19 protein-coding genes are annotated in these 26,322 nt (G+C 74.7%); 11 read left to right on the top strand and 8 right to left on the bottom strand.

Translation table 11 applies throughout. From position 1 onward, the window contains the following. Positions 1-126 precede the first annotated feature (126 nt). Positions 127-1,380: a poly(ethylene terephthalate) hydrolase family protein gene (locus V1J52_RS23520; RefSeq protein ID WP_330141967.1), complete on the top strand. Its 1,254-nt coding sequence runs from the start codon at positions 127-129 to the stop codon at positions 1,378-1,380. A 104-nt stretch (positions 1,381-1,484) separates the two neighbouring features. Here V1J52_RS23520 and V1J52_RS23515 read toward each other — a convergent pair whose 3' ends face one another. Beyond that, a complete protein-coding gene (locus V1J52_RS23515) occupies positions 1,485-2,117 on the bottom strand; it encodes a phosphatase PAP2 family protein (protein ID WP_330141966.1) in 633 nt (210 codons plus the stop codon). Positions 2,118-2,565: 448 nt separating this feature from the next. On the opposite strand from V1J52_RS23515, the gene V1J52_RS23510 reads away from it, so the two are divergent. Further along, complete coding sequence (locus V1J52_RS23510; RefSeq protein WP_330141965.1) at positions 2,566-2,946, top strand: hypothetical protein; 381 nt, start codon at positions 2,566-2,568, stop codon at positions 2,944-2,946. Further along, positions 2,943-3,191: a type II toxin-antitoxin system RelE family toxin gene (locus tag V1J52_RS23505; protein WP_330141964.1), complete on the top strand. Its 249-nt coding sequence runs from the start codon at positions 2,943-2,945 to the stop codon at positions 3,189-3,191. Before V1J52_RS23510 ends, V1J52_RS23505 begins: the two co-directional genes overlap by 4 nt. 288 nt (positions 3,192-3,479) lie before the next feature. Here the strand turns inward: V1J52_RS23505 and gabT are convergent, their stop codons facing one another. Beyond that, entirely contained in the window at positions 3,480-4,847 is a 1,368-nt protein-coding gene (gabT, locus tag V1J52_RS23500) for a 4-aminobutyrate--2-oxoglutarate transaminase (protein WP_330141963.1), read from the bottom strand. 357 nt (positions 4,848-5,204) lie between these two features. On the opposite strand from gabT, the gene V1J52_RS23495 reads away from it, so the two are divergent. Continuing rightward, a complete protein-coding gene (locus tag V1J52_RS23495) occupies positions 5,205-7,682 on the top strand; it encodes an ATP-binding protein (protein WP_330141962.1) in 2,478 nt (825 codons plus the stop codon). A 138-nt stretch (positions 7,683-7,820) separates the two neighbouring features. Further along, positions 7,821-9,413, top strand: a complete 1,593-nt coding sequence (locus V1J52_RS23490) for a PucR family transcriptional regulator (protein ID WP_330141961.1) — start codon at positions 7,821-7,823, stop codon at positions 9,411-9,413. A gap of 46 nt (positions 9,414-9,459) precedes the next feature. Here V1J52_RS23490 and V1J52_RS23485 read toward each other — a convergent pair whose 3' ends face one another. Further along, positions 9,460-10,821 (bottom strand): M14 family metallopeptidase, encoded by a 1,362-nt coding sequence (locus tag V1J52_RS23485; protein ID WP_330141960.1) that lies wholly within the window; start codon positions 10,819-10,821, stop codon positions 9,460-9,462. A gap of 221 nt (positions 10,822-11,042) precedes the next feature. Here V1J52_RS23485 and V1J52_RS23480 point away from each other — a divergent pair, with 221 nt between their 5' ends. Continuing rightward, positions 11,043-12,497: an aldehyde dehydrogenase family protein gene (locus V1J52_RS23480; RefSeq protein ID WP_330141959.1), complete on the top strand. Its 1,455-nt coding sequence runs from the start codon at positions 11,043-11,045 to the stop codon at positions 12,495-12,497. A gap of 80 nt (positions 12,498-12,577) precedes the next feature. Here the strand turns inward: V1J52_RS23480 and V1J52_RS23475 are convergent, their stop codons facing one another. Further along, positions 12,578-15,436 (bottom strand): glycoside hydrolase family 3 C-terminal domain-containing protein, encoded by a 2,859-nt coding sequence (locus V1J52_RS23475; RefSeq protein WP_330141958.1) that lies wholly within the window; start codon positions 15,434-15,436, stop codon positions 12,578-12,580. Between the two features lie 474 nt (positions 15,437-15,910). Here V1J52_RS23475 and V1J52_RS23470 point away from each other — a divergent pair, with 474 nt between their 5' ends. The 4 genes from V1J52_RS23470 to V1J52_RS23455 all read left to right on the top strand — a co-directional run bounded on the left by V1J52_RS23470 (position 15,911) and on the right by V1J52_RS23455 (position 21,614). Continuing rightward, positions 15,911-17,581, top strand: a complete 1,671-nt coding sequence (locus V1J52_RS23470) for an extracellular solute-binding protein (protein ID WP_330141957.1) — start codon at positions 15,911-15,913, stop codon at positions 17,579-17,581. Beyond that, positions 17,581-18,603: an ABC transporter permease gene (locus V1J52_RS23465; RefSeq protein WP_330141956.1), complete on the top strand. Its 1,023-nt coding sequence runs from the start codon at positions 17,581-17,583 to the stop codon at positions 18,601-18,603. Before V1J52_RS23470 ends, V1J52_RS23465 begins: the two co-directional genes overlap by 1 nt. Continuing rightward, the gene (locus tag V1J52_RS23460; RefSeq protein WP_330141955.1) at positions 18,600-19,523 is read left to right on the top strand and encodes a carbohydrate ABC transporter permease; all 924 of its coding nucleotides are present in this window, start codon (positions 18,600-18,602) and stop codon (positions 19,521-19,523) included. Before V1J52_RS23465 ends, V1J52_RS23460 begins: the two co-directional genes overlap by 4 nt. A gap of 102 nt (positions 19,524-19,625) precedes the next feature. Then, positions 19,626-21,614: a beta-galactosidase gene (locus V1J52_RS23455; RefSeq protein ID WP_330141954.1), complete on the top strand. Its 1,989-nt coding sequence runs from the start codon at positions 19,626-19,628 to the stop codon at positions 21,612-21,614. A 101-nt stretch (positions 21,615-21,715) separates the two neighbouring features. On the opposite strand, the gene V1J52_RS23450 is transcribed toward V1J52_RS23455, so the two are convergent. Together V1J52_RS23450 and V1J52_RS23445 are read right to left on the bottom strand one after the other, a co-directional pair. Continuing rightward, positions 21,716-23,746 (bottom strand): glycoside hydrolase family 31 protein, encoded by a 2,031-nt coding sequence (locus V1J52_RS23450; RefSeq protein WP_330141953.1) that lies wholly within the window; start codon positions 23,744-23,746, stop codon positions 21,716-21,718. Positions 23,747-23,908: 162 nt separating this feature from the next. Next, on the bottom strand, positions 23,909-24,961 hold the full coding sequence (locus V1J52_RS23445) for a LacI family DNA-binding transcriptional regulator (RefSeq protein WP_330142038.1): 1,053 nt from the start codon (positions 24,959-24,961) through the stop codon (positions 23,909-23,911). A gap of 286 nt (positions 24,962-25,247) precedes the next feature. Here V1J52_RS23445 and V1J52_RS23440 point away from each other — a divergent pair, with 286 nt between their 5' ends. Then, positions 25,248-25,511 carry a GlsB/YeaQ/YmgE family stress response membrane protein gene (locus V1J52_RS23440; protein ID WP_330141952.1) on the top strand — a complete coding sequence of 88 codons (264 nt, stop codon included), beginning with the start codon at positions 25,248-25,250 and terminating at the stop codon, positions 25,509-25,511. Between the two features lie 136 nt (positions 25,512-25,647). On the opposite strand, the gene V1J52_RS23435 is transcribed toward V1J52_RS23440, so the two are convergent. Further along, positions 25,648-25,839 carry a DUF2795 domain-containing protein gene (locus tag V1J52_RS23435; protein WP_330141951.1) on the bottom strand — a complete coding sequence of 64 codons (192 nt, stop codon included), beginning with the start codon at positions 25,837-25,839 and terminating at the stop codon, positions 25,648-25,650. 179 nt (positions 25,840-26,018) lie between these two features. Next, positions 26,019-26,222 carry a cold-shock protein gene (locus tag V1J52_RS23430; RefSeq protein WP_014179498.1) on the bottom strand — a complete coding sequence of 68 codons (204 nt, stop codon included), beginning with the start codon at positions 26,220-26,222 and terminating at the stop codon, positions 26,019-26,021. Positions 26,223-26,322: the final 100 nt, after the last annotated feature.

Here is a 26,322-nt window from a genome sequence, read left to right as displayed (position 1 = left end):
CCGGCTTCAATCGGCGGCAACCGGCTGCGGAACGCCGTTCCGTGACCGGGATCAGGCACCCCTCGCGCAACCGACACAGCGCCGTGCCGACGCACGCCCCGGGCGCGGCCAGAAGGGATCTCAGGCATGTCGTCTCACCTCAGCCGGCGTCTGCGGGTACTGGGCGCAGCGGTCACCGGCTTCGTGGCCCTGGGCGCACTCGGCGCCGTCACGACCCCCGCCTCCGCCGCCACGCCGGTCTACAGCGAGGACTTCTCCGACGGGCTCGGCTCCTTCACCGCCACCGGCTCCGTCAGGACCGGTACGTACGGCGCCCGGTTGGGCGGCTCACCGTTCTCCGACCCGTCCATGACCTCCGCGCCCATCGACCTGGCCGGGTACGGCGGCGTCACGGTGTCGTACACCCGGGCGGCCGTCGGACTCGACCTCGGTGAGAGCTTCACCGTGGCCTACTCGGTCGGCGGCGGCTCGTTCACCACGCTGGAGTCGGGGCGCACCGCCACCGGCCCGGCGTCGTTCCGCCTGCCCGCGTCCGTCGACGGCCGCGCCGTGCGGCTGCGGTTCGCCCTGGACGCCAACAGCGCCCTGGAGACGCTGACCGTCGACGACGTGCTCGTCAACGCCGACAGCGGCGGGGACCCGGCCGACCCGCCGTCCGGTTCGCTGCCCCCGGTGGACGACGTCACCGCACCGGGACCGTACGCCGTGACCATCGACCGTTCCGCGGGCCCCGGCGGCGACGGGTGGCTGGCGTACCCGGCGGACGCGGGGCAGGGCGGCGTGGACCACCCCGTCTTCGTCTGGGGCCCGGGAGCCGGGTCCACGCCGGCCGACTACGAGGACATGCTGCGCCAGTGGGCCTCGCACGGGTTCGTCGTCTACAGCGAGGTCTCCTCCAGCCGCGGCGACTACATGGTCGAGGCCCTCGACTGGCTGGAGGACCAGAACGCCAGTCCGCGCAGCCCGCTGTACCAGGATCTCGACATCTCCGAGGTCGCCTTCGGCGGCCATTCCCGCGGGTCGATCGGAACGTTCGACGTGGCCGACGAGCGGCGGCTGGAGACCACGATCCACGTGGCCGGCGGCTCCTTCGACGGCAACGGCCCGGACAACCTCCGCAACCCGGCCCTCTACATCGGCGGTGACGAGGACTTCGCCACCGCGAACATGGAACGGGACTACACCACCACGGACGTGCCGGTGTGGTTCACCGTCCTCGACGACACCGACCACATCTACGCCACCCGCAACGGCCAGCACATCATCACCGCCTGGCTGCGGTGGCACCTGGCCGACGAGGAGTCCCGACGCACGGCGGACTTCCTGCGCTCCGGCTGCGCCTTCTGCGGCCTCGGCGACGTCCGGTACAAGAACTGGTGACCCCCGCACCCCGGTGACCTGACCCGCCGGAGCCGCCCCGCCCCCGGGCCGGGCGGCTCCACCCCGCCGCACGGCCGGGTCGCCGTGTCCGCGAGGGAAGGCGGTCACCGGCCCGGTGGGGCCCCGGCGGCTCCGCGGGGGCGGGTGGGGCGAGGGCCGGGCCGGGCGGCGGTGTGGAGGGCGAGCAGGAGCAGGCCGCCCAGGCAGCAGCTCCCCACCACGTCCAGCGGCCAGTGGTAGCCGCGTCGCACCAGGCCCGCGCCGACGCCCAGGACCAGCAGCGCGGCCACCGCCGCGACGCCGCACCGGGCGGGCCGGGAGCGCAGCCGGGACGCCAGCACCAGCGCGGCCGTGCCGTAGGCGACGACGGCCGTGGCGGTGTGCCCCGACGGGTAGTACCCGGTGCCGCCCGTCGGCCCGGGGCGGTCCAGCAGGGCCTTCAGCGGTGCCACGAGGAGCGGCACGGCGGCCATGGCGGCGCCCGCCGCCGCGAGCCGGGCGAGCCGACGGCCGTACGGCCGGGCGAGCACGAGCGCGGCCAGCAGCACGGGGACGGCCACGTACCAGTGGCCGAGGTCGGCGAAGAACTCGGCGGGGGAGGCCGTGGCGTCCGGCGCGGCCGGGTCGGGCTGCCGCCACGCCCGCGACAGGGCCTCGTCGGCGTCACGCAGCGGGCCGTGCGCGGCCACCTGCCAGGTGACCACGCCGAACAGCCCCGCCAGGAGGAGGGCGAGCACGCGCCGGAGTCCGGGCAGCGCGAACGGCCGTCCGGGAACAGGGGGGAGTGTTCCCGGACGGCCGTGGCGACCGGTCACCGCACGCCCCGGGGGGTATGGGGCGGGCGGCGGTCCGGTCGGAGGGCCCGTGCCGAAGCGCGGCCGGGCCCGTGCGGGCGGGCTGCGTCGTACATCCGCATCGCACCGCACCGTACGCCACGCCCACGCCCGCCGGGGCACCGGCGACCGAACGGCCATCGGCCTCCCACAACTCCTTCACCACTGTGGAGCGCCGGGGGCCGGTGGACACGCTCTCCGTCGCGGACGCCGCCCGGCAGCCCGACGTGGCCCCCTGCCACGTGGCCTTCGGACCTCAAGACCCGCGCCGGGTGCGAGCAGGGACGCTGCCCGGGGCTGGACGGCGAGGCGCCCTTGCTGCCCGGCTTCGCGCTGTGCCACGGTCTCGCCCATGGAACCCGCACAGTTCGGCGGCTACGTCCGCCGGGGGCCGGTGGACACGCTCTCCGTCGCGGACGCCGCCCGGCAGCTCGAAACGATCGTCCGCTACGTGGCCCAGACCCGGGACGACCTCGCCGAGCGCGAGAAGGACGGGGACCCGCCGGCCGTGGACGCGGAGAAGGCGCTGGCCTTCGTCCACGAGGCCAAGGCGCTGTCGCTGACCGACGCCACCGGGGAGACCCTCGCGGTGGTCATCTCCCCGGCCGTCCTGGAGGTACTGGAAGACGCCCTCGGGCTGCTCCAGGGAGCGCTGGACAGGCAGCGCGGCACCGCCGCCCCGGCGACCACCGAGGAACTGCGGAACGCGCTGAAGGGGCGGATGACCTCTTGAGCCAGGTCATGTGGGAACGGGCTGCCAAGAACGCCCTGACCCGGTACAGCAAAGACGACCCGGCCGGTGTCGACCAGGTCCTCGACAGCGTCAACCTGCTGCCGGGCGACCCCCGCCCCACAGGCGCACTGGACTGCGGCGGCGGCAAGTACCGCATCCACGCCGGCCGCTACCGCGTCTGGTACACGATCCGGCAGAACAAGCCGGTCGTCATCGCCGTCGACCTCGTCGGCCGCGCCCGCTGACCCGCCCGTCCACTTCGCCCGCATTCCGTCAGGAACGCCTCTCTCAGCACCGGTGAACAACGGCCCGGTGCCTTCCGTGCGCGGGGTCTGCCCGGCTGTCCCGCACGGGCACAGGCGGTGAACCCCAGCGGTGGGTGACCACCGCTGGGGTGCTGTGCCCGGCGTCCCGCCGTGAGCGCTCCCGGACGTCACGGCTCTCGCCACCGCGGACTGTCCACCGCGGGCGCGCCGCTGAAGGAACCCACGGGGACGATCCGTGGGCGGCGGGAGCCGCAGCGCCGCCGTGGGTCACGCCAGCTCGGCCAGCGCGTTCTCCAGGACGTCGAGGCCCTCGTTCAGCAGGTCCTCGCCGATGACCAGCGGCGGCAGGAAGCGCACGACGTTGCCGTAGGTGCCGCAGGTCAGGATCAGCAGACCGGCCTGGTGGCAGGCGGTGGCGAGCGCGGCGGTGAGCTGCGGGTCCGGGTCCTTGGTGCCCGGCCTGACCAGCTCGATCGCGATCATCGCGCCGCGGCCCCGGACGTCCCCGATCACCGGGTGGCGCTCCGCGAGCTTGCCCAGCCGCTCCTTCATGATCTCCTCGATGCGGCGGGCCCTGGCGTTCAGGTCCAGTTCGCGCATCGTCTCGATGGCGCCGAGCGCGGCGGCGCAGGCCACCGGGTTGCCGCCGTAGGTGCCGCCGAGGCCGCCCGCGTGCGCGGCGTCCATGATCTCCGCGCGCCCGGTGACGGCGGCCAGCGGCAGACCGCCCGCGATGCCCTTGGCGGTGGTGATGAGGTCGGGCACGATGCCCTCGTCCTCGCAGGCGAACCACTGGCCGGTGCGGCAGAATCCGGACTGGATCTCGTCCGCGACGAAGACGATGCCGTTCTCCCGGGCGAACTCCGCGATGCGCGGCAGGAACCCCTTGGCGGGTTCGATGAAGCCGCCCTCGCCGAGGACGGGCTCGATCACGACGGCCGCGACGTTCTCCGCGCCGACCTGCTTGGCGATCTGGTCGAGCGCCTGGGCGGCGGCCTCCTCGCCGCAGTGCTCCGGGCCGGTCGGCCAGCGGTAGCCGTAGGCGACCGGAACGCGGTAGACCTCGGGCGCGAACGGTCCGAAGCCGTTCTTGTAGGGCATGTTCTTCGCGGTCAGCGCCATGGTGAGGTTCGTGCGTCCGTGGTAGCCGTGGTCGAAGACGACGACCGCCTGGCGCCTGGTGTACGCCCGCGCGATCTTCACCGCGTTCTCGACGGCCTCCGCGCCCGAGTTGAACAGCGCGGACTTCTTGGCGTGGTCGCCGGGCGTGAGCTCCGCCAGTTCCTCGGCGACGGCCACGTAGCCCTCGTAGGGGGTCACCATGAAGCAGGTGTGCGTGAAGTCGGCGAGCTGGGCGACCGAGCGCCGCACCACGGCCTCGGCGCTGTTGCCGACCGAGGTCACGGCGATGCCCGAGCCGAAGTCGATGAGCGAGTTCCCGTCGACGTCCTCGACGACGCCGCCTCCCGCGCGCCGCACGTACACCGGGAGCACGTTGCCGACGCCGTCGGCCACCGCCGCCTGCTTGCGCGCGGCCAGCTCCTGGGACTTCGGGCCGGGGATCGCGGTGCGGACGCGCCGCTCCTGCGGGAGGGCCGGGCCGCCGGACGATGCGGCCGGGGTGGTAGCGGTCATGGCGCTCTCCTTGGGTGACGAAGCGGGCACGACGGCGACGGGGACCCGGAGGAACCGGGCAGAAGGTGTGCTCGCTCCTCGCAGGCTAGGGGCACCCCGACGGGCGGGACATGCACCGCTGAGGAAAATTCCGCCGGGTGTGTTGGCCACGGCGGACAGGTCCCGCGCGTCCCGCCTCCGCACCGGCCGAGGAGTGCCCGCGGCCGCCCGCCGCCGGGCGCCTCACCTGCGGCGCCGACGCCGGAGCGCGCGGCGCGGGGGAAGCGGCGCCCGGGATTCCGCGCCGTGCGGGCGGCGGGGTCTACATTGGGTGCGCGACACACCCGAGTGGGCCAAGTGCAGGGGGCGGGACGGCAGATGAACGCGGGCGGCAGCAACGAGTGGCAGGCCACCGGCGGACCGTCGGCCACCCCGGCGCCCCCGCCCGTCCCGCCGCCCCTTCCCCCGTACGCGCCGCCCGCCGCGCCGCCCGCCCCGCGCCAGCCGCCGGCCGCGCCGCTCACCCCGCTGGTCGCCTGGCTGCGCACCCCCCGGCCCGAGGCGCCGCCCGGTGTCTGGCGGCACGGGTTCCGGCCCCGGGCCGAGGAGGAACCGCAGGACCTGCCCGGACGCCAGCTCCTCGGCGGCGCCCTGCTCGCCCTGCTGTGCGCCCTGTCCGCCGGGTCCCTGATCGTGAACGGGTACCTCCCCTTCGTCGGCTGGGTGTACGCCGTCCTGCCGGAGCCGTGGCTGTACGGCGGCGGCTCGGCGTTCCTCGCGGCGCTCGTCTCCTACGCGGTGTACGCCCTGGTGCTCGGACCGGTGGTGTGGCTGGCCGGACGGCTGGGCCGCTGGCCGCAGGTGTGGCAGCGGCACGCCCCCGGACCGTGGCGGCGGGGCGGTGAGCGGGCCGCCGCCGTCCTCGCGCCCCTGCGCGCCGGCCGCCGGGCGCTGCTCGCGCTCCTGGCCGGAGCCCTGGTGTGGGTCCTCAGCTTCGCCGAGGGCGGCTGGACGTTCTGGCTCGCCCCGCTGGACTGGCTGACGCCGCGCAGCTGGCGGGAGCCGGAGCAGAGCACGCCCTACGTCGTCGCCTACAACACCTACTACGTCCTCTACACGCTCCTCCTGCTCGCCCTCACCGCGCGGGCCGGCGGCTTGCGCCTGCCGGGGCGCCGCCGGGCCGCCGCGCGGGAGCGGGCGCGGGGCGGCACCCAGCCGTGGGCCCCGGTGCCCGAGCGGGCCCCCGACGCGCGCCTGGACCAGTGGCCCGAACTGCGGGCCGCCGGGCTCACCGCGGCGGCGGACCGGCTCACCGGCGACGTGCACGCGGGACGGGCCACCGACCTGGACTACGTCCGGGTGGAACGCGTCTGGCGCCAGGTGCGCTCGCGCGCCGACGCGCTGCCCGCCTTCGCCCGCGCCGCCGAGGAGCAGGGCGCCGCCGCGTTCGCGCACCCCTCCGGGGCCCGCGACCTGTCCGTGCGCACGGCCGTCCACGACCTGCTCACCGGCCAGGTCCGCATCGGCGCGGCCCTGGAGGACCGGCGCAACCCCTACCGGCACCGCGGCTGCCCGCTGGCCCTGGACCCGTCCCTGCTGGCCACCTCGCTGGTCGCCGTCGGGCCGCCCGGCTCCGGCAAGACGGGCCGCGTCGTGCGCCCCGCCGTGGAGGCGCTGTGCCTCCAGGCCCTCGCCGGGCAGGCCGCCGTGGTCGCCGTCGGCACCGCGCGCGCGGCCCTCGCCCCCGACGACGCCTTCGACGTCGTCGTCCGGCTCGGGGACCCGCGCTCCACCCACGACCTCGACCCCTACGGCGGCACCACCGACCCCGACGAGGCCGCCGCCCTGCTGACCGAGGCGCTGCTCGGCCCGGAGGCCGCCGACGCCGCGGTGCGGCGCGCCGCCATGGCCGCGCTCGCCCAGCTCCTGGGCCCCCACCAGGCCGCGCACCGGCGCTTCCCGGCGCTGCGGGAGCTGCGTGACCTGCTCGACGGGGACCAGGTCGCCGTCGCCGCCCTGCGCGAGGCCCTCGACGCCGCCGGGGAGTTCGGGCAGCAGCGGGAACTGGACGCGCGAGCCCGGAACGCGGCCCGCCCCGACGACGTCGGCGCGCTGCTGGCCGACCGCATCGCGGTGCTCCTGCGCCCCGCCTTCGACGGCTTCTTCGGCTCGGGCGGCGCGGGCGGCCAGGGCGCCGGACGGGCCCGCACCCACGGGCCGCGCCCCTTCTCGCTGCGGGCGCTGGAACACCCGGTGCGGGTGCGGGTGGACCTGCCCGAGCGGGGGCACGCGGAAGCCTCGCGCATCCTGGCCCGCCTGGTGCTGGCGCAGTTCACCGCCGCCGTCGCCGCGCGGACCGACCGTTCCCTGTTCGCCTGCCTGGTCCTGGACGACGCCGAGCACACGATCACACCGGACGCGGTGCGCGGTCTGCGCCGGCTGCGTTCGGCGGGCGCGGGCGCCGTGCTGACCCTGCGCACCCTGGACGACGTGCCCGAGGCGCTGCGGGCCGCGCTGATCGGCACGGTGGGCTGCAAGGTCGCGCTGTCGGGGGTGACGACCTGGGACGGCGAGGTCTTCGCCAGGGCGTGGGGCCAGGACTGGGTGGAGACGGAGGACGTCACCCGCAATCCCGACTTCTCCGGCGGCACCCTGCGGCGCGGCGTGCGGGCGGTGCGGACGGCGTTCACCGGCGTGCGGGCCACCACCACCTCGGTGACCGTCCGCCGGGTGCAGCGGGAGCGCTGGTCGGCCTCCGACCTGGCGCACCGGGTGCCGCCGGGGCACGCGGTGCTGTCGCTGACCTCCGTCAGCGGCGAGGCGGGCCCGCCGCTGCTGACCCGCCTCGGCGGCTGACCTCCGTGGATGGCGGCCCCGGCGGCTGACCCCGGCGGGCCGCCGCCTGTACGCTGAGGCGGAATCGGACACCCTCCGCACTCCCGTACGGCTCACGACGACGCCCACCCCCCGCAGCCGGAAGCAGCCGACGCCGCCATGCAGCCCACCCTCGCCTCGCTCGTCCAGCACTCGGCCCTGAAGCTCACCGTGCTCGCCGGTGCGGACCGCCTCGACGTGCCGGTGCGCTGGGCGCAGGTCAGCGAGCTGACCGACCCGGTGCCGTACCTGGACGGCGGCGAACTGCTGCTCGTCACGGCGATGAAGCTGGACGCCGAGGACGCCGGGGCGATGCGCCACTACGTCGGCCGGCTGGCCGGGGCGGGCGTGGTCGGCCTCGGTTTCGCGGCCGGCGTCAACTACGAGCAGGTTCCGCGGGCCCTGGTGGACGCGTGCCGGGAGCGCGGCTTCCCGCTGCTGGAGGTGCCCCGGCGCACCCCGTTCATCGCCATCACCAAGGCGGTGTCCGCCGCCATCGCCGCCGAGCAGTACCGCTCGGTGACGGCGGGGTTCGAGGCCCAGCGGGAGCTGACCCGCGCGGCCCTGTCCGCCGAGGGGCCCACCGCGCTGCTGTCCCGGCTCGTGGCGCACGTCGGCGGCTGGGCCGCCCTGTTCGACGCCTCCGGCGCGCTGGTCGCCGCCGCCCCCGCCTGGGCCGCCCGCCGCGCGGCCCGCCTCACCGGCGACGTGGAGCGGCTGCGTGACCGGCCCGCGCCGGCCAGCGCCGTCGTCAGCGCCGAGGGGGAGGACCGGGTGGAGCTCCAGTCCGTCGGCACCGGACGGCGCATCCGCGCCGTGCTGGCCGTCGGCACCGGCGGGCCCCCCGGCACGGCGGAGCGCTACGCGGTCAACTCCGCCGTCGCCCTGCTCACCCTGACGACCGAGCGGTCCCGGGCGCTGCACGAGGCCGAACAGCGCCTGGGCGGCGCGGTGCTGCGGATGCTCATGTCGGGGGAGGCCGAGCACGCCCGCGCGGTGGCGGGTTCGCTGTACGGGGGGCTGCTGGACGCGCCGCTGCGCGTGGTGCTCGCCGAGGAGGTGCCGGGCGCGGAGCCCGCGCAGCCGGGCGGGCCGGGGGCGCTGGAGCTGCTGGCCGAGGCGGTGGAGGCGGGCGCGTCCCGCAGCGGGGAGGCGGTGCTCGCCGTGCCGGACGGCGTCCGGCTGGTGGTGCTGGCCGCGGACGGCGGCGCGGCGGTGCGGGCCGCCGCCGACCACGCCGCGGCGGCCGGGGACGGGGTGCTGGCCGCCGGTATCTCGGCGCCGACCGGCATCGCGGCGGCCGGGACCGCGTACAAGCAGGCCGCCCAGGCGCTGTCCGTAGCCCGGCGGCGCGGGGCCGCGGTGGTCGAGCACGAGGACATGGCGGCCGGTTCGGTGCTGCCGCTGCTCGCCGACGAGGCGGTGCGGGCCTTCGCCGACGGCGTCCTGCGTCCGCTGCGCGAGCACGACGCGAGCGGCCGGGGCGATCTGGTGGCCTCCCTGCGGGCCTGGCTCTCCCGGCACGGTCAGTGGGACGCGGCGGCGGCCGACCTGGGCGTGCACCGGCACACGCTGCGCTACCGGATGCGGCGGGTGGAGGAGATACTCGGCCGTTCGCTGGACGACCCGGATGTGCGGATGGAGCTGTGGCTCGCGCTCAAGGCCACCCACACGGGTGACGGAGTGCCGCTCCCGGGCGGCGGACGGCGGTGACGTCCGCCCCGCCGCCCGGGAGCCGTTCAGCGTGTCGTGCCCGTGGTCACGCGGAGCAGTACTGACCCGCCTTGCCGATCGACCGGTACATGCAGTCCGCGTTCTCCAGCAGGATCAGCATGGCCTCGCGGTTGCGGGCGGTCTCGCGCGGGATGACGCTGCCCGGCGGGTAGAAGCCGCCCCCGCTGCTGGAGCGCGGGTACATCTCGAAGGTGTACGAGAAGATGCCGTGGTCGGCCCACATCGTGTCGTTGATGCTGCCGTCGGTGATGTACAGGTCACTCGACTGCTGCGGCGTGTAGCCGTTGCTGCGCGCCATCTGCGTGCCGACCGCCGCGAACGCGTTCCGGGCGTCCTGGTTGAGCCCGGGCGCGGTGTCGTTGTAGGTGTAGCCGAAGGGCCACAGGATCAGCTCGCTGTAGGTGTGCCAGTCGATGTGCGCGGTGATCTGCTGCTGGCCGCCGACGACGCGGCTGCGGACGAAGTCGAGGAGGACGCGCGTCTCGGTCGCCGACGCCGGGCCGGTGCCCCGGTAGGTGTCGCTGGAGGGGCTGCCGGAGGAGCCGCCGCAGCAGCCCCACTTGTAGGGGAAGTTGCGGTTGAGGTCGGTGCCGGTGGCCCAGCTCGCGGGCTGGCGGTTCTTGCGCCACATCCGGAACTGGCCGGAGTCCATGTCGTAGACCTTGCCGTCCGGGTTGAGGACGGGCAGCACCCACAGTTCGCGCGAGTCGAGCATGCGGGTGACGCGCTGGTCGCGGCCGTACTGGGAGCCCAGCTCGCCCAGCGCGTAGATGGCCATCTCGGCCGTCAGGTGCTCGCGGGCGTGGATGTTGTGGGTGAACATCACCTCCGGCTCGTTCTCGTCGGCGCGCACGTTGGCGCTGACCTTGACGGCGACGATGTCGCGGCCCTGGTAGGACCGTCCGATGACGTGCTTGCTCATCAGGTTCGGGTACTGCCGGACGTAGCGGTCCACGGCGGCCATGGTCTCGGCGTAGCTGTGGTAGTCGGACGGCGCGGCGGCGCGCACGCCGCCGTCCTCGCCCTGCTGCCGGGCGTCCGGTCCGGACGGCGCGGGCAGTGCCGTGATGCGGTAACCGTGGGCGCGCAGCCGCGCGGCCTCGGCGGCGTCGGCCGTCACGACGACGGAGCGCTCGCGCACCTCGTCGATCGCGGTGCCCAGCCGGGTCACCTCGGTGCGCTGGACGGCGGTGGTCACGCCGCTGATCTCGTACTGCCGGTCGGCGTACTGCCGGTCGGCCTGCTGCCCGGCGGCTGCCTGCCGCTCCGCGGCGGTTCCGCTGCCGGCGGGCGAGGCCGTCGCCTGGGTGCCGAGCGGCACGGCCAGGGCGAGGGCGAGAAGGACGGCGGCGGATGTGGTCCGCCTGCCGGTTCGGTTGAGGCGCATCGAATCTCCTGGGGTGTCCAGATGAGACGGTGGGGGTAGCGCAGTGCGGGCGCCATCCTGTCCTGCTGACATGTCTTCGTCAATCACTCGGATGTGTCCCTGCCGAACCGGCGCGGCGCGGTCGGCCAGTACGCCGCGCCGGACAAGACACCTCCCGGCGTCCCGGCCCTACGGTGGGCGGAAACGCCCCACCCACGACCCTCGGAAGGCCGGTACTCGCAGTGACTGAAGCGACGTCCACGCACGCGTTCTGGCTCGCCGGCCGACAGGCGACCGGTGACGACACCCTTGAGGTGACCTGCCCCTTCGACGGCCGCACGGTGGGCCGGGCCAGCGTTCCCACGGACGCCCAGGTCGAGGAGGCGGTGGCCGCGGCCACCGCCGTGACCGACGCGTTCGCCGCCACCCCCGCGCACGTGCGGGCCGCGGCGCTCGACCACGTCGTGCGGCGGCTCGGCGAACGCGCCGAGGAGATCGCGCGACTCATCTCCGCCGAGAACGGCAAGCCGGTCAAGTGGGCCCGCGGTGAGGTCGGCCGCTGCGTCTCCGTCTTCCGCTGGGCGGCCGACGAGGCCCGCCGCTTCAACGGCGGCGAGGCACAGCGCCTGGACTCCGACGCGGGCGGCACCGGCCGCCTCGCCCTCACCCGGCGCTTCCCGCGCGGCCCCGTCCTCGGGATCGCGCCGTTCAACTTCCCGCTCAACCTGTGCGCGCACAAGGTCGCCCCGGCCATCGCCGTCGGCGCCCCGATCATCCTCAAGCCCGCCCCGGCCACCCCGCTCTCCGCGCTCCTGCTCGGCGAACTGCTGGCCGAGACGGAGCTGCCGGCCGGCTCCTGGTCGGTACTGCCCGTCCCGAACGAGAAGATGCCCGCCCTCGTGCGCGACGAGCGGCTGCCGGTCGTCTCCTTCACCGGCTCGGAGCCGGTGGGCTGGTCCATCCTGGACTCCGTGCCGCGCAAGCGCGTCACCCTGGAACTGGGCGGCAACGGCGCGGCCGTCGTCCTGGCCGACTACTCCTCCGACGCCGACCTGGACTGGGCGGCCCAGCGGATCGCCACCTTCTCCAACTACCAGGGCGGCCAGTCCTGCATCTCCGTGCAGCGGGTCATCGCCGACGCCGCCGTCTACGACCGGCTGGTGCCGCGCGTCGTCGCCGCCGTGGAAGCACTGCGCACCGGGGACCCCTCCGACGACGCCACCGACGTCGGTCCGCTGGTCAGCGAGGACGCCGCCCGGCGCGTCGAGACCTGGGTCCAGGAGGCCGTCGACGGCGGCGCCCGGCTGCTGACCGGCGGCAAGCGCGACGGCGCCACCTACGCGCCCACCGTCCTGGAGGGCGTCCCCGGCGGCACCCGGCTCGCCTGCGAGGAGGTCTTCGGCCCCGTCATGAGCCTCACCCGGGTGGAGGGCGAGGAGGCCGCCTTCGCCGCGGCGAACGACTCCCGGTACGGCCTCCAGGCGGGCGTCTTCACGCACGACGTGCAGGCCGCCTTCCGCGCCCACCGCGCTCTGGAGGTCGGCGGCGTGATCATCGGCGACGTCCCCTCCTACCGCGCCGACCAGATGCCCTACGGCGGCGCCAAGCAGTCCGGCGTCGGCCGCGAGGGCGTCCGCTTCGCGATGGAGGACTACACCTACGAGCGCGTCCTCGTCCTGACCGGCCTCCCGCTCTGACCAGCCGCCCGCCGCCTGCCCGGCACCGCCCGCCGCCGTCCGTCTCCGTCCGCCCCGCCCCCTGGGCAGGGCGGGCGGGTTCAGATGAGGTGCAGCCGGGCGAGGCGGGCCGGGCCGCGGAGGGTGACGTGGACGTCGTGGACTCCGGTCGGGCGGTGGGCGAGGACGGCGGTGCGCGTGGCGTACGCGTAGCGGTCGCCGGTGGGGCGGACGGCGACGGACGCCAGTTCGGTGCCGTCGGCCAGGCGCAGTTCCACCCGGGCCTCGGCGTCCCCGTCGAGCGCCGCCTCGACGGTGGCCGTGAGCGGACCCCTGGCGCCGAAGTCGCAGGCTGAGAAGACCAGGTGGCCCGGCCCGGTACCGCGCGGGGTGACGGCGTCGCCGTTCTCGCGGGTGAGGTCGACCAGCTCGGTTCCCGTCTGGGCGTCGAACGCGGCGGCGGGCAGGTCCCCCGGGTTGCGCCGCACGGGGTCCTCCCCGTCCACGCGCAGGGCGGTCACCGCGCGGATGTCGGTGCTGGAGGCGCCGACGTGGAACTCGTAGCGCCCGCCCGGCACCGTCCAGCGGCCGCGCACCACGTCGTAGTGGCCGAGCGCGGACAGCGGCACGCGGAAGACGAGTTCCGTGTGCTCGCCCCCGGACAGCTCCACGCGGCGGTGGGCCACCAGGGCGCGGTGCGGGCGGGGCACGGCGGCGTCGGCGGCCCGCGCGTAGAGCTGGACGACCTCGGCGCCCGGCATGCCCGCGGCGTGGGCCACGGTGCAGCGCACCTCCACGGTGTCGCCCCGCTGCGCGGCGGTGAGCCCGGTGTGGGAGAACTCCGCGTAGGACAGGCCGTGCCCGAACGGGTAGAGCGGCGTGCCGTCGAAGTACAGGTACGTGCTGCGGGAGCCGATGATGTCGTAGTCCGTGGGCTCCGGCAGGTCGGCGTCGCGCGCGTACCACGTCTGGGGCAGCCGTCCCGAGGGGCAGACGTCGCCGCACAGGACGCGGGCCAGCGCCGTGCCCGCCGCCTGGCCGCCGTGCGCCGTCCACAGCAGCGCGGGCAGCCGGTCGTGGGCCTCGCCGACGGCGTACGGGTAGGAGGAGACGAGCACCAGCGCCGTGCGCGGGTTGGCCTCCCGCGCGGCCCGCCACAGCCGCTCCTGCTGCGCGGGCAGCGCGAGCGTGCGGCGGTCCTCGGTCTCGCGGCCGTTGATGTGCGGGTCGTTGCCCGCGACCACGATGACGACATCGGCGCCGGCCGCCGCATGCGCCACCGCCCGCGCGCCGTCCTCGACGACCTCCAGCGCGAACGGCACGTCCTCGGCGGAGGTCTTCAGCTTCCCGCCGGACAGGCCCACGCGGCTGCGGCTGCCCAGGTGGACGAGGACGTGCGCGCCGTCGTGCGGCTCCAGGCGGAACGTCTCGTTCACCACCCAGCCGCCCGGCTCCGGCGCGGAGGCGCGCACGTACCCGTCCTCGGCCACGGACAGGTGGCGGCCGTCCGGGGCGCGCAGGGTCAGCACGCCGTCGCCCCAGTCCAGCAGCGCGAACTCCGTCGGCCGCGGGCCGACGGTCAGCGGAGGCAGGTCGGTGCGCCCGGCGCGCAGGGCGGGGTCGAACAGCGGCTCGGCGCCGTCGTCGTGCGGCGCGTCCCGGTCGGCTTCCGGTCCCGCCTCCGGCACCTGGACGTAGCCGTCCGCGCAGCGAAGCCGCACCCGGTCGGCGCCCTCCGCGAACGTGACCGCACCGGCGCCGAGGCGGTCGAGCAGCCCGTCCAGCGGGGTGACGCGGTGCAGCAGCTCACCGCTGTACCAGTCGAGCTTGCAGGCGTCGGCCAGCGGTCCGACGACCGCGACGCGGGCGGGGGAGCGCAGCGGCAGCAGCCCGTCGTTCTTCAGCAGCACGACCGCCCGCTCGGCGGTGGTCAGGGCGAGCGCGCGGTGGGCGGGCGTGTCGAAGCCGCCGGCGCGGTCGATGCCCGCGTACGGGTCGTGCGCGGGGTCCAGTTCGCCGAGCGCGATGCGCATCCGCAGCAGGCGCCGCACCGCCGTGTCCACGTCGTCCGTGGTGATCAGCCCGCGCTCCAGCGCGCGCCGCAGCCGCCCCAGCGTGACGGCGGAGTCCTCGCCGTGGTCGGTGAAGCTGTCCACCCCGGCGCGCAGGGCGGCGGCCAGCCCCTCGTCGTGGCCGGGGTGGTACGCCTGGCTGCCCGCGATGTTCGTGGGGGCGCCCGCGTCCGAGCAGACGACCAGTTCCGCCGCCGTCCAGGCGCGCAACTGCGCGTTCAGCAGCGGCGAGAGATGGTTGGGCCGGCCGTTGACGAGGTTGTACGCGGGCATCACCCCCGCGACGGCACCGGCCTCGACCGCGCCGCGGAAGGCGGGGAGTTCGTACTCGTGCAGCACCCGGGCCGGTACGGACGTCGAGGCCGTGTCGCGCGCCTCCTCGTGCCGGTGCGCCAGCCAGTGCTTGAGCACCGGGGCGGTGCGCCAGTAGACCGGGTCGTCCCCGCGCAGGCCCCGGGTGTAGGCGGTGGCCAGGGCGCCGGTGAGACAGGCGTCCTCGGCGTACCCCTCCTCGTTGCGGCCCCACAGCGGATGGCTCAGCAGGTTCACCGTCGGCGACCAGACGTTGAGCCCGATGCGGGGGTCGTCCCCGCGCATGGCGCGCACCTCGGTGGAGACGGCCTCGCCCACCTGCCGCACCAGCTCCTCGTCCCAGGTCGCCCCGAGTCCGACGGCCTGCGGGAAGACGGTGGCCGGTCCGCGCCAGGCGACGCCGTGCAGCGCCTCCTGGCCCGTGGTGAACGCGCCGAGCCCCAGCCGTTCCACGGGCGGCGCGAACTGGTGCAGCATCGCCAGCTTCTCGTCCGGGGTGAGCCGGTGGAGCAGGTCGTCGGCGCGCTCGGCGACCGGCAGCGCGGGATCGCGGAAGGGGGGCTGATCGGTGGGCACGGGAAGCGTCCCTTTCGACGGTGCGGACGGCGTGCGGACGGCGGACGGCGTGCGGGTGCGGACGGTGCGCGGTGCGGCGTGCGGGCGGCGCGGCGTGCGGGCGGGCCCGGATGGACGGGTGCGCGGGGCGGCGGCGCGGCCCGCGCCGCGCGGCCCGGGCGGTCCGCCCTCTGCCACCGCGCCGTGCGGCAGGCCCGCGGGCTGGTCCAGGACGGTGGTGGCGAGCGGACGGCGCCCGCACGCGGACACCTCCGCTTCGAAGCGCTTCGATGCTGCTGCCGCGAGGGCTGTCCTGTCAAGGCATCCCACCGCAGTAGACCGGTCTAGCCCAGTCAGCCCATGGTTGCCGAAGTGCCCTGCGCCATCTCGGAATGTTTCGGCGCGAGTCTTGCGTGCCCCGTGGCACGCCCTTAGCCTCAGCGCAACATCGAAGCGCTTCAACCGACGTTATCGCCGTACGGAAGGGCCGCCGTCATGCCGCACACCCCGGAAACCAGTCGCCGACGCTTCCTGGGGCAGGCCGCACTCGTCGCGGCGGCCGCGGGTTCGCTGCCCGCGCTGTCCGCCTGCTCCTCGTCGGGCGGAGCCCCGGCCCGCAAGGAGGGCACGACCAGCGGCGAGGACCTGCGCAGGCTGCTGCCCGACCACGTGCCCTCCAGCGTCGTCGAGCCCGACATCCCCAGCGAGAACGGTTCGCGCCCCGGGTTCCACCGCCCGGCCGCCCCGTACGCCGAACTGCCCGCCTCCGTGCCCGAACCGCTGGGCAAGGGCGGTTCCGTCACCGTCACGAGCCCCTTCTGGGGCACCCCGCCCAAGGACGGCAACGCCTACTACCAGGCCGTGGACGAGGCCGCCGGCGTCACGGTGAACTGGCAGACGCAGGACGGCAACACCTACGGCGAGAAGCTGGGCGCCGTCCTCGCGGGCGGCGGCATACCCGACATCACGGTGATCCCCAGCTGGGAGATGCAGGGCAAGATCCGCAGCGCCATCCAGAGCCGGTTCGCCGACCTCGGCCCCTACCTGTCCGGCGAGAAGGTGCGCCGCTACCCCAACCTCGCGGCCATCCCCACCGCCGCCTGGCAGATGTCCGTCTTCGGCGGCAGGCTCCTCGGCCTGCCCGTCTCCTCCGGCGCGGTGGACATCATCATCCCCTACTACCGGCAGGACCTCTTCGAGGAGAAGGGCTGGCAGCCGCCCACCAGCGCCCAGGAGTTCATGGACCTCGCCAAGGAGATCACCGCGCCGCGCGCGAAGGTGTGGGCCTGCGAGGACATGAAGTGGACCGCCTTCAACGTCTTCGGCTGCCTGCCGGAGAAGCCGTACTGCTGGTCGCGGCAGGGCGGCAAGCTCGTCCACCGCATCGAGCACGACAACTACCTGGAGGCCCTGGAGTGGACGCGCAGCCTGTACCAGGCGGGCGTCGTCCACCCCGACGCGATGGCCGTCACCGGCGACGCGGGGACCCGCTTCACCGCGGGCCAGTCGCTCATGTTCAACGACGGCAACGCCAAGTGGTACGGCTACACCAGCGAACAGTCCCAGCAGAACCCCGGCTTCCGCATCCAGGGCATGGACATCTTCGGCCACGACGGCGGCGACCCCGTCCTGTACTTCGCCAACCCGGCCGGCATCTGGTCCTTCATCAGCAAGAAGGCGTCCCGCGAGACGATCGAGGAGTGCCTGGCCCTGGCCAACTTCGCCGCCGCGCCCTACGGCACCAGGGAGGCCCGCCTCGTCAAGTACGGCGTCGAGGGCGTCCACCACGAGCTGCGCGACGGCATCCCGGTCAAGAACAAGAAGGGCGAGGCCGAGGCCCAGGACACCTACTACTTCATCGCGGCCGGTGAGGCGGTCTCCGCGACGCCCGACCACCCGCACGTCGCCCAGGACTGGTGCGCCTGGCAGCAGCGCATGGGCGCGCACATGCGCAAGCCGCTGCTGTACGGCATGCAGGTGCGCGAGCCGTCGAAGTGGGCCAACCTCAGCGACCGCTTCGAGCTGCTGGAGGACGACATCGTGCGCGGCCGCAAGAAGGTCTCCGACATGCAGCAGGCCGTCTCCGAGTGGCGCCGCAGCGGCGGCGACGAACTGCGCGACTGGTACGCCAAGCTCATCGACGAGGCCGGGGAGAGCGCCTCCTGATGGCCCTCCAGACGGACACCACGCGCCGCCGGGGCCCCGGAGCGGACCCGCCGCCCGCCGCCGGGAAGGGCGGCGAGCCCGCCGCCCGGCCCGGCGGGATCACCCTGCGGCACCGGCTGCGCCGCGACCGCCCGCTGATCCTCATGACGCTGCCCGCGGTGCTCCTGCTGCTGGTCTTCCAGTACGTGCCGCTGCTGGGCAACGTCGTCGCGTTCAAGGAGTACGACCCCTACCTCGGCGAGGGCTTCTTCGACTCCTTCGCCCTCAGCCCGTGGGTGGGCACCGCCAACTTCGCGGAGATGTGGTCGGATCCCTACTTCTGGGACGCGGTACAGAACACGCTGGTCATCTTCCTCGTCCAGCTCGTGTTCTTCTTCCCCGTGCCCATCGCGCTCGCCCTGGTCGTCAACAGCGTCCTGCGCCCGCGCGTGCGGGCCTGGGCCCAGGCCGTGCTCTACCTGCCGCACTTCTTCTCCTGGGTGCTGGTCATCACCGTCTTCCAGCAGATCATCGGCGGTGCGGGCATCATCTCCCAGAAGCTGCGCGAGAACGGCTACAGCGGCATCGACGTGATGACCGACGGCGACTTCTTCCCCTTCCTCCTCACCCTGGAGACCATCTGGAAGGACGCCGGCTGGGGCATCATCGTCTTCCTCGCCGCGCTGGCCTCCGTCAACCAGGACCTCTACGAGGCCGCCGCCATGGACGGCTCCGGGCGGTGGCGGCGGATGTGGCACGTGACGCTGCCCGCCCTGCGACCGGTGATCGCCCTGCTGCTCGTCCTCCAGGTGGGCAACGCCCTCACCGTCGGCTTCGAGCAGATCCTCCTCCAGCGCGACGCCGTGGGCGCGGACGCGGCCGAGGTGCTGGACACCTACGTCTGGTTCAAGGGCCTGGAGAACGGCGACTTCGGATACGCCGCCGCCGTCGGCATCGTCAAGGGCGTCTTCGGACTGTGCCTGGTCCTCGCCGCGAACAAGGTCGCCCACCTGATGGGCGAGCAGGGGGTGTACCGCAAGTGAGCAGCGTCCTGACCGAGGACCGCAGCGAGGAGCGCGTCACCCGCCCCGTCTGGGAGGAGGCCCCGCACCCGGCCGGGCTCGCCGCCAAGGGCGCCATCCTGGTCCTCGCCTGCCTGGCCGTGCTCTTCCCGCTGTGGATCGTCGTCGTCACCAGCCTCTCGGACGCCGGGACGATCACCGAGGCCGGCGGGCTCGTCATCGTCCCCGACGGCATCACCTTCCGTTCCTACCAGGAGCTGCTCAGCGGCGGCCAGGTGACCCGCGCGACCCTCGTCAGCCTCGGCGTGACCGGCTTCGGCACCCTCTTCTCGATGACGGTGTCCATCCTGTGCGCCTACGGCCTGTCCCGGCCGGGCTCGCTCGGCCACCGGCCGATGCTCATGTTCCTGCTGGCCACGATGTTCTTCGGCGCCGGACTCATCCCCACCTACCTGCTGGTGCAGTCGCTCGGCCTCATCGACAGCTACCTGGCGCTGATCCTGCCGAGCGCGGTCAGCGTCTTCAACATCCTGGTGCTGCGCGCGTTCTTCATGGGCACCGCGCCCGAACTCATCGACAGCGCCCGCATCGACGGCGCGGGCGAGCTGCGCATCCTGCTCCAGATCGTGCTGCCGCTCTCCCGTGCCGTCATCGCCGTCATCGCCCTCTTCTACGCCGTCGGCTACTGGAACGCCTGGTTCAACGCGTCGATCTACCTCAACGACCAGGACATGATGCCGCTCCAGAACGTGCTCAACCAGCTCGTCATCAAGGGCGAACGGCCCACGGGGCTCGCGCAGACCATCAACACCGGCGAGATCAACACCCTCTCCATCCAGATGGCCGTCATGGTGCTGGCGCTCATCCCCGTCGCCGTGCTCTCGCCCTTCGTCCAGAAGCACTTCAAGAAGGGCATGCTCATCGGGGCCATCAAGGGCTGAGCCCCGCCCCGTTCGGCCCCCGACCCCGCCGTGGTCCCCGGCCCCGCCGTGGGTCCCGGCCCCGGCTCCGGCCCGTGCCGGGCCCCGACCCGAGGAGCGTCATTGCCCGCACTCGCCGACGCCGCACGCGGCCGCCTCCTGTACGGCGGCGACTACAACCCCGAGCAGTGGCCCCGCCACGTCTGGCGCGAGGACGTGCGCCTCATGCGCGAGGCCGGCGTCAACCTCGCCACCGTCGGCGTCTTCTCCTGGGCCCGCATCGAACCGCAGCCCGGCGTGCGCGACTTCGGGTGGCTCGACGAGGTGCTGGACCTGCTGCACGAGGGCGGCATCGGGGTGTGCCTGGCCACCCCCACCGCCTCGCCCCCGCCGTGGATGGGCGCCCGCCACCCCGAGACGCTGCCGCGCGACGCCGCCGGGCACACGCTCTGGTACGGCTCGCGCAACCAGTACTGCCCCTCCTCGCCCGTCTACCGCGCACACGCCCTGCGGCTGGCCACCGACCTCGCCGAACGCTACGGCGACCACCCGGCGCTGCGGCTGTGGCACGTCGGCAACGAGTACGGCACCGCCTGCTGGTGCGACACCAGCGCCGCGCACTTCCGCCGCTGGCTGCGGCAGCGCTACGGCACCCTGGAGGCGCTCAACTCCGCGTGGGGCACCGCCTTCTGGAGCCAGGGCTACGGCGACTGGGCGGAGGTGCTGCCGCCGCGCACCGCCCCGTACCTGGTCAACCCCACGCAGCAGCTCGACTTCCGGCGCTTCACCAGCGACGCCCTGCTGGAGTGCTTCACCGCCGAACGCGACGCCCTCGCGGCCCGCACCCCGCACACCCCGGTGACCACCAACTTCATGCCGCTGTTCGCCGGGCAGGACGGGTGGCGCTGGGCGCGGGAGGAGGACGTCGTCAGCGTGGACCTCTACCCGGACCCGGCCAAGGGCCCGGAGGCCGGCGCGTACGGCGCCCTCGTGCAGGACCTCACCCGCTCCCAGGCCGGCGGCGGGCCCTGGCTGCTCATGGAGCAGGCGAGCGGCGCCGTCAACTGGCGGGGTGTGAACCGGCCGAAGCCGGAGGGGCTGCTGCGGCTGTGGTCGTGGCAGGCGGTGGCGCGCGGCGCCGACGGCCTGTGCTTCTTCCAGTGGCGGGCCTCCCGGCAGGGCAGCGAGAAGTTCCACTCGGCGATGCTCGGACACGCGGGGGAGACCGGCCGCCACCACCGCCGGGTGCGGGAACTGGGCGCCGAGCTGGACCGGATGGCGGAGGTGACCGGCACCCGGGTGCGTGCCGAAGCCGCCGTGCTGCACGACTGGGACGCCTGGTGGGCCTCCGGCCAGGACGGCCGCCCCTCCGCGCTGCCCGACCACGCCGAACTGCTCGGCGCCTGGCACCGCGCGCTGTGGGAGGCCCACCTGACCGCCGACCTGGCGCACCCCGAGACGCCGCTCGACGGCTACCGGCTGGTGTGCGTGCCGCAGCTCTACCTGCTGACCGACGCCGCCATCGACAACCTCACCCGCTTCGTGCACGGCGGCGGCACCCTGGTCACCGGGTTCTTCACCGGCGTCGCCGACGCCGACGACCGGGTCCGCGAGGGCGGCGTCGACGCCCGGCTGCGCGCCCTGCTGGGGCTGCGCACCGTGCACGAGTGGTGGCCGCTCGCGGACGGCGAGCGCGTCGCGCTGTCCGACGGCACCCACGGCACGCTGTGGAGCGAGGACCTGGAGACGGAGCCCGGCTGCGCGGTACCGCTGCGGTACGCCGGCGGGGAACTGGCCGGCCGTCCCGCGGTGACCCGCAACGCGGCGGGCGCGGGCACGGCCCGCTACGTCTCCACGCTGCCGGAGCCCGCGGCCCTGCGGGCACTGCTCGCCGGCGCCGCCGCGGAGGCCGGGGTGCGGCCCGCGCTGGAGGGGCTGCCCGGCGGGGTGGAGGCGGTGCGCCGGGGCGAGCTGCTGTTCGTGCTGAACCACGGGCGCGAACCGGTCACGGTGCCGCTGCCGGCCCCGCACACGGACCGGCTCACCGGCGACCGCCACACCTCCGCCCTCGCCCTGCCCGCCTACGGTGTGGCCGCGCTGCGCCGTGACTGACGGCGGCCTCCTCCCGGCCCGCGGGCCGGGAGGAGGCCGCCGTCAGTCACCGGGCCCGCCGGCGCCGCCCCGTCAGGCGGGGACGCCGACGGGCCCGGGGATCAGGCCCGGACCGGCAGGTCCGCGTCGTCGCGCAGGAAGAGGGGGATGCGGTCCAGCGGGGCCGGGACGGTGACCGTGCCGCCGCCCTCGTACGTGTCACCCGTCCACGCGTCCGTCCACCGCGCCCCCGCGGGCAGGTGCACCGCCCGCTGCCGGGCGCCGGCCTCCAGCACCGGGGCCACCAGCAGGTCGGGCCCCAGCAGGTAGGCGTCGGCCACGTGCCAGGACGGTTCGTCCTCGGGGAACTCCAGGAACAGCGGTCGCATCGGGGGCAGCCCTTCCTCGTGGGCACAGCGCATCTGCTCCAGCACGTACGGGGCCAGGCGCTCGCGCAGCCGCAGGTACGCGGCCATGACGGCGCCCGCCTCCTCGCCGTAGCTCCACACCTCGTTCGGGCCGCCCGTCATCCCGGGACCGAGCGGCATCCCCGGGTCGCGGAAGCCGTGCAGCCGCATGAGCGGGGAGAGGGCGCCGAACTGGAACCAGCGCACCATCACCTCGCGGTAGGCCGGGTCGTCCGGGTCGCCGCCGTGGAAGCCGCCGATGTCGGTGTGCCACCAGGGGATGCCGCTGAGCGCCGTGTTGAGCCCGGCGGCGAGCTGGCGGCGCAGGGTGGCGAAGTCCGTGCCGATGTCACCGGACCACAGGGCGGCCCCGTAGCGCTGCGAACCCGCCCACGCCGAGCGGTTGAGGGTGATGACCTCCTCCTGGCCGGCCGCCAGCAGTCCCTCGTGGAAGGCGCGCGCGTTCTCCCGGGGGTAGAGGTTGCCCACCTCCAGGCCCGGACCGGCGTGGTAGCGCAGGTTCGCGGAGAAGCCGGGCTTCAGCTCGGGCTCGCAGGCGTCCAGCCAGAACGTGGTGATGCCGTAGGGGGCGAGATAGTTGTCGCGGACCCGGGAGAAGACGAACTCGCGGGCCTCGGGGTGGGTGGCGTCGTAGAAGGCCACCTGCACCGGCTCGGCGACCTCCTTGTCCGGCCAGTCGGCGTGCGCCATCGGCCCGTACTCGGTGCCGATGAACCAGCCGCGCTGCTCCATGAGGGAGTGGTTCTCGCTCAGCGGTGAGACCGACGGCCACACCGAGACGACCAGCCGCACCCCCAGCTCGTCCAGCTCGCGCACCATGGCCGCCGGGTCGGGCCACTCGGCCGGGTCGAACCGCCACTCGCCCAGGTGCGTCCAGTGGAAGAAGTCGCAGACGATGGCGGCCAGCGGCAGCCCCCGCGCGTGGTACTGGCGGGCGACGGACAGCAGCTCCTCCTGCGTGCGGTACCGCAGCTTGGACTGCCAGAACCCGGCCGCCCAGGCGGGCAGCATCGGGGTGCGCCCGGTGACGGCGGTGTAGCTGCGCTGCGCCGCGGCCGGGTCGCCCGCGGTGATCCAGTAGTCGATCTGGCGCGCGGCGTCGGCGACCCAGCGGGTGCCGGTGGCCGCCAGTTCCACCCGGCCGATGGCCGGGTTGTTCCACAGCAGGGTGTAGCCGCGGCTGGAGGTCAGCAGGGGTATCGTCACCTCGGCGTTGCGCTGGACGAGGTCGACGACGGCCCCCTTCTGGTCGAAGAGGCCGTGCTGGTGCTGCCCGAGCCCGTACAGCCGCTCGCCCTCGTAGGCGCGGAAGCGCTGTTCGAGCCGGTGCGTGCCACCGCCCACCGGCGTGTACAGGCGCGCACCGGGCCACCAGAAGTGCGCGCGCTCCTCGGCCAGCAGCTCCGTGCCGTCGGCGGTGCGCAGGAAGCGCAGCTCCCCCGTGGACGTCATCTCGGCGGTGACGGCGCCGTTGACGAGCGTCGCGGTGCCGTCACCCGTCCTGACGGCGGCGGTGGGCGCGGGCGGCGGTGCCTGCTCCAGCGCGCCGGGCAGGTCGTCGAGGAGCGGCCCGCCGAGGCGGGCGCGCACCCGCACGGCGTCGGGACCCCACGGTTCGACGCGGACGGTCTCCTGGCGGCCCCGCCATTCCAGCGCGCCGCCGCTCTCGCGGAAGGTGCCTTCGGTGGGGGAGGACTGGGCGAGCGAGACGGACGGCTGGTTCACGGCACTCCCGTGGGCGGCTCGGCGGTGATCGGCGGGGCGGCAGGTCAGGGGGCGGCGGGGTCGGGGGCAACGGGTCAGGGGGCGGTGGGGCGGGGACGGCAGGGTCGGCGGGCGGCAGGCAGGCAGGGGGCAGCGGGGTGCAGGCGGGGCGGGCGCGGTGCGTCAGCCGGGGGACGGCGCGGGGGCGGGCCCGGAGCTGGCGCGCACGGTGAGCGTCGGGGCCAGCAGGTCCACCTGCGGCGCGGCGGCCGCGAGGCCGTCCGCACCGCCGGGCCGGGCCTTGGCCATGACCAGTTCCACGGCCCGGCGGCCCATCTCCAGGGCCGGTATGGCCACCGACGTCAGCGGCACCGCCGCCTGCACGGCCACCTGCTCCGGGCAGACGGCCACCACCGAGACGTCCTCGGGCACGGCCCGGCCCTGCCGCCGCAGCAGGGACAGCAGGGGGTCGACGGCGGACTCGTTCTGCACGATGAAGGCGGTGGTGCGGGGGCGCTCGTCCTGGATGCGGTCCAAGGTGGCGGTCAGGGAGGCGTAACCGCCCTCGCAGGGCCGGTGCAGCACCCGCACCCCCAGCTCCCCGGCGCGGCGCAGCAGCCCCTCCATCGTCCGTTCGGCGAATCCGGTGCGCCGCTCGTAGACGGCGGCGGCCTCGCCGACGACGGCGATGTCGCGGTGGCCGAGCCCGGCCAGGTGCTCCACGCACAGCGCGCCGGTCGCCGCGAAGTCCAGGTCGACGCAGGTGAAGCCCGCCGGCTCGGCGGGGACGCCGATCAGCGCCGCCGGACGCCCGGTCTGGGCCAGCAGCGGGAGCCGGGCGTCCTCCAGCTCGACGTCCATGAGGATCAGCGCGTCGGCGAGCCCGCTCGCCCCCACCCGGCGGACCGCCTCCGGGCCCTCCTCGCCGGTGAGCAGCAGCACGTCCTGGCCGTGGGAGCGGGCCGTGGTGGCCACGGCGAGGGCGATCTCCATCATGACCGGCACGTACATGTCGGTGCGCAGCGGCATCATCAGGGCGATGATGTCGGAGCGGCTGCTCGCCAGGGCCCGTGCACCGGCGTTCGGGTGGTAGCCGAGCCGCCGGATGGCCTCCTCCACGCGCTCCCGGGTGGGGCCGGAGATGGAACGCTTGCCGCTCAGCACGTAGCTCACGGTGCTGGCGGAGACCCCGGCCTGCCGGGCGACGTCGGCGAGCGTGACCATCTGCTGCTCCAGGGCGCTGGGGAATGTGTGCGGAAGCGCTTCGATTGAAGGCGTACCGAGACCCTAGACCGGTGCACGAAGGCTGTCCAGACGTTCGTTGAAGCGCTTCAACGGAGTGGTCACGCAGCAGCCGTCCCCGCGTTCCCCCGTCCCCGGCGTGCACCGCCGGACGTGTCACCCGCCCGTGCCGCCCGCACCCCGTGCGGGTGACGGCACCGGCCCGCCGTGCATGCCGCCGCCAGGCCCGGGCACAAGCGCTCCAGCGCACGACAACTCAAGCTTCGGAGAAGGGAACACCGTGGAGATCTCCGGGATACTCACCGCGATCCTCATCGGCATCGTGATCGGCGTGCTGGGGCGGCTCGTCCTGCCCGGACGCCAGCGCATCGGCATCCTGCTGACCATCGGCGTCGGCATCCTCGCCGCGCTCCTCGGTACCGCGCTGGCGGCCGCCTTCGGCGTCGCCGACTCCGACGGCATCGACTGGATCGAGCTGGCCATCCAGGTGGTGCTGGCCGCGGTGGGTGTCGCGGCGGTCGACCGCATGAAGGGGGGCCGCTGACGGCGCCCCGCCGTCCGGAGCACGGCCGGACGGCGCCGCCCCGGCCGTGCTCCGGCTGACCCGGGCGGCGCCCGGCGGGCCGAACGCGGCGGGCGCCCGGCGGGGGAGCCCGCCGGGCGCCCGCACTGCGCGGTGCTCAGTGGCCGAAGACGGCCTTCTGCACCTTGTCGGGGCCGTCGAAGCTGTTCTCCTTCAGGCCGGCGAGCTGGTCCACCAGGCCCTTGCCGGCCCCGTTGTCCTTCGCCCTCTTCACCAGGTCGTCCTTCGAGGACGGGTACTCGGCGCCCTTGAGCGCCTTCTGGAGTTCGATGGGGTTGGTCTCAGCCATGAGCGTCTCCGTTCCTCCGCCGTCGGCCGGGCGGACGGCGGAGGCGGGTACCCGGCGGGTGCGGCGGAAAACGGTGACTGGGCCAGGCGGGTCAGCGGGGTCCGCGGCCGGGAAACGCCGGAGGCCGGGGCCCGCACCGATCGGTGCGGGCCCCGGCCTCGTGTCGGCTGGCTGCCGGGTCAGGCAGGCACGATGTTCTCGGCCTGCGGGCCCTTCTGGCCCTGGGTGACGTCGAACGACACCTTCTGGCCCTCGTGCAGCTCGCGGAAGCCCTGGGCGGCGATGTTCGAGTAGTGGGCGAAGACGTCGGCGCCGCCGCCGTCCTGCTCGATGAAGCCGAAGCCCTTTTCCGCGTTGAACCACTTCACGGTACCGGTGGCCATGATGATCTCCTTCACAGGTGGCCGATCCGGGACGCACACCTCGCGCGTCCCGCGTCGCCGCATTGAGCCCACCCGGAAGACCGGTAAAACAAAAACGCGC

Source organism: Streptomyces solitudinis (assembly GCF_036323765.1).
Taxonomy (GTDB): domain Bacteria; phylum Actinomycetota; class Actinomycetes; order Streptomycetales; family Streptomycetaceae; genus Streptomyces.
This window is presented reverse-complemented; position numbering and strand designations above follow the sequence as displayed.